We start from the raw sequence: 8,060 nt of genomic DNA, 5'->3' as shown, positions 1-8,060 counted from the left end.
CTACTAGCGGTGGAACTTAGTTTGGGAATTTAGCAAACATTTCTTAATTATAAGATTTTTTACTTGATATACAAAACTTGATCAGTAGAAATTCGTTTTTGAAATCCTTAAACTAAATGCAAAATCCAAGTCCTTATTTGAGTAATAACTTTCCAAAAAAGAGGCTGAAACAATCTGTTCCAACCTCACAATTTTAAACAATCTCAAATTTTAATTGACCAGCTTTGACACCAATCTTCAGAGTCTTACCAGCTTCCAATTCACCTTTAAGGAGAAGTTCTGCTAGTTTGTCTTCTACTTCCGTTTGCAAAGTTCTGCGTAGTGGACGAGCCCCCATCTCTGGATCATATCCTTGCTGAGCTAGGAGTTTAAGGGCTGATGCTTGAAGTTTCAAGTCAATTCCTTTTTCTGCAAGACTAGCAATCAATGGTTTGACCATAATCTTAACTACTTCTTGCATATCTTGACTTGACAAGCTATGGAAGACTACCTTCTCATCAATACGGTTGATAAACTCTGGACGATAAGCCTTTTTCAGCTCCTCAAACATCCGTTTTTCCATATTTTCCTGATCAAAACGAATGTCCTTAGCTCCAAAACCAACTGTCTTGTCATCACGAAGAGCTGTCGCACCAAGGTTTGAAGTCATGATGATGATGGTATTGGAGAAGTCAACCTTGCGACCCTTACTGTCTGTCAAGACACCATCATCCAAGACTTGCAAGAGCACATTAAAGATGTCTGGGTGAGCCTTCTCTACCTCGTCAAAAAGCAAGACTGAGTACGGTTTGTTACGAACCTTCTCGGTCAACTCCCCGCCTTCTTCGTAGCCTACATAACCTGGAGGAGCTCCATTGAGACGACTGGCTGCAAATTTCTCCATATATTCACTCATGTCAAAGCGGATAAGAGCAGACTCATCATCAAAGAGAACTTCCGCCAAGGCCTTGGCCAACTCGGTCTTACCAACACCTGTTGGTCCTAGGAACATAAAGGATCCAATTGGGCGTTTGTTATTGCGAATACCCGATTGATTTCGGCGAATGGCACGACTGATACTAGATACAGCTTGTTCCTGTCCGATAACACGTTTATGCAGTTCAGCTTCAAGATTGAGATACTTCTTGGCATCTGTTTGGGTCAATTTTTGAACTGGAATACCTGACAAGCGACTCAAGGTTGTCAAAATGTCTGATTCTGTCACCAAGTCTTTATAAACAGGTACTTCCTGTTCTTTTGCAATGAGTTGAGCAGCTTGCTTCCATTTACCATCCATCAAGGCCTTATCAGCTGGTGTTAAATCTGACTCATCTTTTTTAGCGTGCTTTGATTTATTTTGGACAGTTGCTGCCGCTTCATCCAAAAGATCAATCGCTGAGTCTGGCAAGTGACGGCTAGTTAAATAACGATGAGCCATTTTGACAGCTGTTTCTACTGCATCGTCTGTAATTTGGACATGGTGGTGTTTCTCATAGGTTGCTTTCAAACCTCGTAAAATAGCCATACTATCTGCTAAACTTGGTTCCTCAATCATCACTTTTGCAAAGCGACGAGAAAGGGCTGCGTCTTTTTCGATGTGCTTTTGATACTCTTCCTGAGTGGTCGCACCGACAGTTCTCAGAGTTCCACGTGCCAAGGCAGGTTTCAAGATATTGGCCGCATCCAAGGTCGAATCGATCCCACTTCCTGACCCCATAATGGTATGAAGCTCATCGATAAAGAGGATGACCTTTCCATCTTCCTCAATATCTTTGATGATATTGTTCATACGTTCTTCAAAGTCACCACGGAAACGAGTTCCCGCAACCACATTCATCAAATCAAGTTCTAAAACTCGCATCTTAGCCATTTCATCAGGTACATCCCCGTTGGCAATACGTTGCGCAAGACCAAGTGCTAGAGCTGTTTTACCGACACCTGCATCTCCAACTAGGACTGGATTATTTTTTGTCTTACGGCTCAAGATTTGAATCATACGAGAGATTTCTTGGTCGCGCCCGATGACTGGTTCCAATTTACCCGAACGAGCTTGCTCCGTAAGGTCATGCGTATAATCTTCCAAACCTCCACTTGGTGTCTGAGGCATACCCATCATATTAGCCATGGAATTTTGCTTATCCGCTACCGTACGATGACGCTGGCGAAGGGCCTTCAAATCTTCTCTAGTCCAACCAGCACGCGCTTCAAGACTTCGACGAAGTCCAGCAATCTTGACCTGATCCTTCTGATCTTCGTAAGAAAATCCCGCTTTTTCTAAAATGCGAGTAGCTAAGGCATTGCCATCATGTAAGATAGCATAAAGAACATGCTCTGTTCCCAATACCTTGGCATGTACGACAGAAGCAACGTGCTCTGCTTCCAACAACAATACCTTCAACCGGTGTGAAAAAGGCAGCTCCTGATAATGTTCCTTATCGCTATACTTTGTTTCAGTCAGCTCTACAGCAACTTCCTCCAGACGATCAATCTCATATGGAAATTCGTTCAAAGTCGCCCCAGCTACACTGTAACCATGATTGGCCATAGCAATCAATAGGTGCCATGACTCTAGGTATTCTGCCCCAAAATGACTGGCGACCAGAAAGGCACTTTCTATACATTCTCTCAATGCTTTTGAATATTTCATTTAGTTCTATTTTCCTTTTCTATCTACCTCTTGTAATAACTGACGGAGCATATTGGCACGGATAAGATTGGCATCATCGCCTAAAACTCGGTCTGTCGCCATTGCTAATAATAGATTCATCTCCTGACGAGTCACTAAATCCTGCTCAAACAAGAGTCTTAAAACATCTTCAAAGATAGCTAGGCTAACTTCTTCACCTACCGAATACAGTAAATCGCGGAGCATTTCATGGTGGTTTGAGAATTCAATCCGACCAATGCGAATATAACCGCCACCTCCCCGCTTACTTTCAACTAAATAGCCTCTGCTTTCAGTAAATCGAGTCTTAATCACATAGTTGATCTGGCTAGGCACGACTTGAAAGGTATCCGCTAATTGGCTTCGTTGCAATTCAACCATACCCGACTGCTCCAAAATCGCCTTGATATAGGCCTCTATATGGTCTGATGTATTTTTAAATCTCATAGAACGCCACCTCTTTCTTTGAACCTTGACTATTTTTGACTATTATACCGAATTTTTCGATTTTTTAAAAGAAAAAGGGGCTGGTAATGAAGAATCCTCACCAACTCCCTGTCTTTCTAATTATTTAAGCCTAATTCTGCTAATATCTGGCGTTTATAGGCAATTTTTTGAACGTCCTTGTCTTCAGCTTCAGACCAATTAAGTTTGACTTCAGAAACAATCTGCCCAGGGCGATTTTTTAAGATATAGATACGGTCGCTGAGATTGAGGGCTTCCTCGATACTATGCGTAATGATGAGTGTTGTCAGGCCTAGCTGTTTATGAATCTCCAAATACCAGGCGTGGAGCTCCATCTTAGTCATCTCATCCAAGGCACTAAAGGCCTCATCTAGAAGAAAGAGCTTATGTCCAAAAAGATAGGTACGAAGTAAAGCAACACGCTGACGCATCCCACCACTGAGTTCATGAGGGTACTTATCCCTTACAGCCGTCAACTGAAAGGTAGCAAGGATTTCGTATGCGCGGGCAATCGCTTCTGCCTTGTCCACCTTTTGGATCAAGAGGGGCAAAATAATATTGCCTAGCACCGTCTTGTGTTCCAAGAGCAGATCCTTTTGTAGCATATAGCTCACGCGCCCCTTGGGATTTTCCTCCCCATCAAGCACAATTCGCCCTGACTGGACTTCTAAAATCCCTGCAATCAGGTTAAAGAGAGTGGTCTTCCCTACACCACTGGGGCCTAGGATAGAAACCACTTCACCTGAAGTCACTTGTAGATTAATATCCTCTAAAATCTTTTCATTGTCGTAGGCATAGCTTACATGTTCTAGTCTAATTTCTGTCATTATTTCACAAATTCGTTGGTAAATCCTTTATCTGTCAAGTCTTCCTTGAGGATACCATTTTCTTTATCCCATTTGTAGAAGGCATTCCAGCGGTCAGCATCAAATTGTCCCCATTTTTCCTTGTCGCTCGCATATTCTTTTGACAAGTATTTTTGAGATTCGATGACGAAATCACGTTTATCCTTTAACTCAGGGGCATTCTTGATCAAGATATCAGCCGCTTCTTCTGGGTGCTCCATAGCATATTGGTAACCTTTTTTGATAGCTTGGATGACTTTACGAGCTTCTTCTTTGTTGTCTTTTAGATAGTCGTTGTTTGCGATGATAACTGGTGAGTAGTAGTCAAATTCTTTAACGTAGTCTTTCAAATACATAAAGTTAGCATCTACACCTTGAGATTTAGCAAGGATTCCATCCCAACCATAATAAATCCAAGCAGAATCAAAAACGCCATTGGCAATCGGTGTGATCGAGTTTGAATCGTTGTTTGGTACTTTTTCAACCTTCTCAAAGTCGCCACCTTGAGATTCTACCAAGGTTTTCAACATCGCAAGCTCAGTAGGGTCATTCCAAGTTCCGTATTTCTTGCCAACTAGGTCTTTTGGACTAGTTACATTATCAGATTTACGAGAGATGATCCCTGATGTATTGTGCTCAACGATCGCTGCAACGGCAGTGATACCTGCTCCTTTTTCCAATTTCTTAGCCATGTAATCTTGGAAATAGATAGCAAATGGCGCCTTACCATTGATAACCAAGTCTGACGAGCTTTCTTCAGGTGGCAATTTCAAATCAACATCCACTCCAGCTTCTTTGAAATAACCTTTTTCTTTAGCTACATAAAGCCCTGTGTGGTTGGTATTGGGTGTCCAGTCTAGGATAAAGTCAATTTTTTTGAGTTCTGCTTCTTTGTTATCCTTAGAAGCTGTTCCTTGCCCACAAGCCACAAGCACGACAGCTACAAGAGCTGTTACAATCGTTAAAAACACTTTCCATGTTTTCTTCATTTATATTTCCTCTTTTCTTTTTACAAAACGCTTCTTTTAAGCACGTTTCCATTTAATCACATATTTTTCACTGATATCGACTAATTTCATACCCACAAGGCTAATCAGCGATACCAGAATAATAATCGCGAACATGGTATCATACTGAAACAGTTTCTTGGACTGAATCATGTAGACACCTAGTCCTTCAAAGCCTCCCAACCACTCAGATACCACTGTTGTGATAAAGGCGTAGGAGACGCTAACCCTTAGTCCTGCATAAAAGTAGGGCAGGCTGACAGGGATTTTAAAATGCCACAGGATTTGCCAAGGATTCGCTCGCATCAGACTAAACAAGGTCAGCATGTCCTTGTCGCAATGCCTAAAACCATCTAGAATACTGACGATAATAGGGAAGGTTGTCGTCAAGATAATCAAAACAATCTTGGGCAAGATACCATAACCCAACCATAAAACTAGGATAGGAGCTATGGCAATTGTCGGTATGGTCTGGACAACTACCATCATGGGGTAAATCAAGTCATTGAGCCAGCCCAAACTATCCATAAGAACAGCCATGATACAGGCTATCAAGACTCCCAAGACCAAACCTAATAAGGCTACTCTCAAGGTTGCCCAACTATGGTACCAGAGAAATTCTCTGTCACGAACAAAAGACTGGAGAATCTCAAGTGGTGTCGGCAGGATAAACTTTGGTAAGAGTTTTAAGAATCCCGCCACCTGCCAAACGGATAAGACACCCAAAAATCCTAGCAGACTAATATGCCGTCTCATTATACTTTTCAAGTTTCTCATCGATGCTTAAAATCTCTCCTATATTTATTTTCACATTGGCAAAAACATTGTCTGCTCCTTGCCCCGCCACTTCTAAGGCTTCTTTAAGAATTCGCATGAGCTCATCAAACTCCCCCTCCAAGACCGTTTCAAATGGTGTCACCACCATGGTCACTTCTTGAGCTTGCAGATAAGCAATGACCTTATCAATTACAGCTATGCGGTCAATCCCTTGTGACAGGGGCAGGACTTGTAAAGCAATGCTTGCTTTCATTCAAACCTCCTTCTAAGTTACAGTTTTTCTTTGTAAAAAAGAAAAACCTCTTCCATATATGAAAAAGGTGCAAAATTAGGCTAAGTTTCGTTCCCTACGCTGGCATTACCCAGATCAGGTGCGGTCGAAGTTTAACACTTCCTCTCAGACTGTACACAGACTCCCATATATTATATGGACATATGATAACGCAAAACAAACAAGATGTCAAGGAAACTGCTTACAGAAAAAGAGACGGCAAACCTTCTCTTTCTCTAATTATACAGATGAACTAGCTCTTTCAATTAAAGCATAGGGGCGAATAACTGAGCTACTTCTTTGATTAATGTTTGATACCAAGTAGGCTTGATTGTCCCAGTAAAAATTTCTTGCGACTCTTCAAAAATTTCTTCAAAATCATTGCGAATAGTTGCAATGGACGGTGTTTCATACAATAAAACTGCATTTTCATAGTGGTGAACCAAGCTGCGATAATCAAGGTTTATGGTTCCAACAACCGCAAATCGATCATCAACAATCATTTGCTTACTATGGATAAAACCAGGAGTATACTCATAGATACGTACACCAGCAGACAAAAGATCAGGATAAGATCCTCGAGTTACTAACTGGATGAGCTTTTTATCTGGGATAAATGGAGTTATAATTCTCACATCTACACCTCGCATGGCTGCATTTTTTATATCCTCTGTCAAATCATAATCAATAATGAGATAAGGCGTGGTGATATAGACAAAATCTTCCGCTTGATTAATCAGATTTTGATAGACGATTTTACCCACCTTCATTTTATAGATAGGCTTAGGGCCACTTCCATACGGGATACAAAGACCACCTCCTGGTCGTGTCTGATTTTCCAAATGATACTGATCAAAGTCACTAATTTCTCCACGGTTGATGTACCAGTTCATGAGAAATAGTCTGGTAAAGGCTTGAGTCGCCGGACCATCTATCCGAATCCCACTATCTTTCCAGTGTCCAAAACGTTCAATCTGATTGATATATTCGTCTGCAAGATTAATCCCGCCAGTATAGGCAATCTGCCCATCAATGACCAAAATCTTACGGTGGTCACGGTTATTATAGGCCACTGTCATACGAGGAATTACCTTATTAAACTTATGAGCCTCAATTCCCCGAGATCGGAGATGCACAGTATAATCACCTGGCAATGTCACCATGCAGCCGATATCGTCGTAGAGCATCTTGACCTCGACTCCCTGAGAAGCTTTTTCTTCAAGAATTTCAAGCATACTATCCCACATCAAACCTTCGTCGACAATGTAGTATTCTAGAAAAATAAATTTTTCAGCCCTCTTCAAATCTTCCAGCATCTGTTGCCACATTTCCTCACCATTTGAAAAGAATTGTGAGTCTGTCTGATCATAAACTTCTGCATTACTGTCCATATGCAATAAGGCATTGATAATCCCGTAGGCAGATTTATCAGTTTCTTGTAGGATCTGATGAAGACTATGCTCTCGCTTTTCATGAGATGCAATAGAACGAAGTTCCTGTAATTGTTTGAATTCCTTTTTTGATAACCGACGCTCACCAAACATGATATAAAGCAAGGGACCAAAAACAGGAACAAAAGTGACAATCAACCACGTCACCTTGCTTTCAGGAGACATAGAACGATTGACAATAGCTAAAACAGTTGCCACGCTGACAAGAAATACAAGAGCAACCCAAACAAGTGGAGCAATCTGGCTCATGTAAAGAATGACTGCAAAAACTACAAATAATTCTATCAGAATAATCGCAATGCTAAAACCATACTTGGACATCAATAGTCGAAATTTTCTAGTTCCCATAACTCCCCCTCAATTTCTAAGTCTACTCCCTAATTTAACGTCTGAAAACGCTTGTTACCTTCTAGTATACTTAGTTTAGAAGAACTTAGCAAGTCTTTTCTGTTTCAACCTATAAAATTAAAAAGAGTCTGCGACAAAATAATTCTCAGCCACAAAAAAGCTAGATATTCCCAATTGTGGAACTCTAGCTTTTTCATCGCTCTGAATATAAATCATGGCCACCCGTCAAACGGGTGGTTTGTACCAGGGCTA

General features: G+C 41.2%; 7 protein-coding genes and 1 riboswitch. All 7 genes read right to left on the bottom strand.

What is annotated here, in order from left to right; genetic code table 11:
• Nucleotides 1-193: 193 nt before the first annotated feature.
• The 7 genes from HMPREF2837_RS02385 to cls all read right to left on the bottom strand — a co-directional run bounded on the left by HMPREF2837_RS02385 (nt 194) and on the right by cls (nt 7,808).
• Nucleotides 194-2,626: an ATP-dependent Clp protease ATP-binding subunit gene (locus tag HMPREF2837_RS02385; RefSeq protein WP_049548800.1), complete on the bottom strand. Its 2,433-nt coding sequence runs from the start codon at nt 2,624-2,626 to the stop codon at nt 194-196.
• 6 nt (nt 2,627-2,632) lie between these two features.
• Nucleotides 2,633-3,091 (bottom strand): CtsR family transcriptional regulator, encoded by a 459-nt coding sequence (locus HMPREF2837_RS02380; protein ID WP_001211286.1) that lies wholly within the window; start codon nt 3,089-3,091, stop codon nt 2,633-2,635.
• Between the two features lie 116 nt (nt 3,092-3,207).
• Nucleotides 3,208-3,936 carry an ABC transporter ATP-binding protein gene (locus HMPREF2837_RS02375; RefSeq protein WP_049548799.1) on the bottom strand — a complete coding sequence of 243 codons (729 nt, stop codon included), beginning with the start codon at nt 3,934-3,936 and terminating at the stop codon, nt 3,208-3,210.
• Nucleotides 3,936-4,943, bottom strand: a complete 1,008-nt coding sequence (locus HMPREF2837_RS02370) for an ABC transporter substrate-binding protein (RefSeq protein WP_049548798.1) — start codon at nt 4,941-4,943, stop codon at nt 3,936-3,938. Before HMPREF2837_RS02370 ends, HMPREF2837_RS02375 begins: the two co-directional genes overlap by 1 nt.
• 36 nt (nt 4,944-4,979) lie before the next feature.
• Nucleotides 4,980-5,738: an ABC transporter permease gene (locus HMPREF2837_RS02365; RefSeq protein WP_049548797.1), complete on the bottom strand. Its 759-nt coding sequence runs from the start codon at nt 5,736-5,738 to the stop codon at nt 4,980-4,982.
• The gene (locus HMPREF2837_RS02360; RefSeq protein WP_049548796.1) at nt 5,701-5,991 is read right to left on the bottom strand and encodes a thiamine-binding protein; all 291 of its coding nucleotides are present in this window, start codon (nt 5,989-5,991) and stop codon (nt 5,701-5,703) included. Before HMPREF2837_RS02360 ends, HMPREF2837_RS02365 begins: the two co-directional genes overlap by 38 nt.
• Nucleotides 5,992-6,065: 74 nt before the next feature.
• A riboswitch (TPP riboswitch) is annotated at nt 6,066-6,168 on the bottom strand.
• A 107-nt stretch (nt 6,169-6,275) separates the two neighbouring features.
• A complete protein-coding gene (gene cls, locus HMPREF2837_RS02355) occupies nt 6,276-7,808 on the bottom strand; it encodes a cardiolipin synthase (protein ID WP_049548795.1) in 1,533 nt (510 codons plus the stop codon).
• Between the last annotated feature and the right edge of the window lie 252 nt (nt 7,809-8,060).

The organism is Streptococcus sp. HMSC071D03, from assembly GCF_001812125.1.
GTDB classification, from domain to species: Bacteria; Bacillota; Bacilli; order Lactobacillales; family Streptococcaceae; genus Streptococcus; species Streptococcus pseudopneumoniae_N.
The sequence above is the reverse complement of the archived record's forward strand: the minus strand, read 5'-3'. Positions and strand labels throughout refer to the sequence as shown.

Coding starts and splice junctions, on each gene's coding strand:
- HMPREF2837_RS02380 (WP_001211286.1), bottom strand. CDS start 3,091: ATGAGATTTAAAAATACATCAGACCATATAGAGGCCTATATCAAGGCG.
- HMPREF2837_RS02385 (WP_049548800.1), bottom strand. CDS start 2,626: ATGAAATATTCAAAAGCATTGAGAGAATGTATAGAAAGTGCCTTTCTG.
- cls (WP_049548795.1), bottom strand. CDS start 7,808: ATGGGAACTAGAAAATTTCGACTATTGATGTCCAAGTATGGTTTTAGC.
- HMPREF2837_RS02365 (WP_049548797.1), bottom strand. CDS start 5,738: ATGAGAAACTTGAAAAGTATAATGAGACGGCATATTAGTCTGCTAGGA.
- HMPREF2837_RS02375 (WP_049548799.1), bottom strand. CDS start 3,936: ATGACAGAAATTAGACTAGAACATGTAAGCTATGCCTACGACAATGAA.
- HMPREF2837_RS02360 (WP_049548796.1), bottom strand. CDS start 5,991: ATGAAAGCAAGCATTGCTTTACAAGTCCTGCCCCTGTCACAAGGGATT.
- HMPREF2837_RS02370 (WP_049548798.1), bottom strand. CDS start 4,943: ATGAAGAAAACATGGAAAGTGTTTTTAACGATTGTAACAGCTCTTGTA.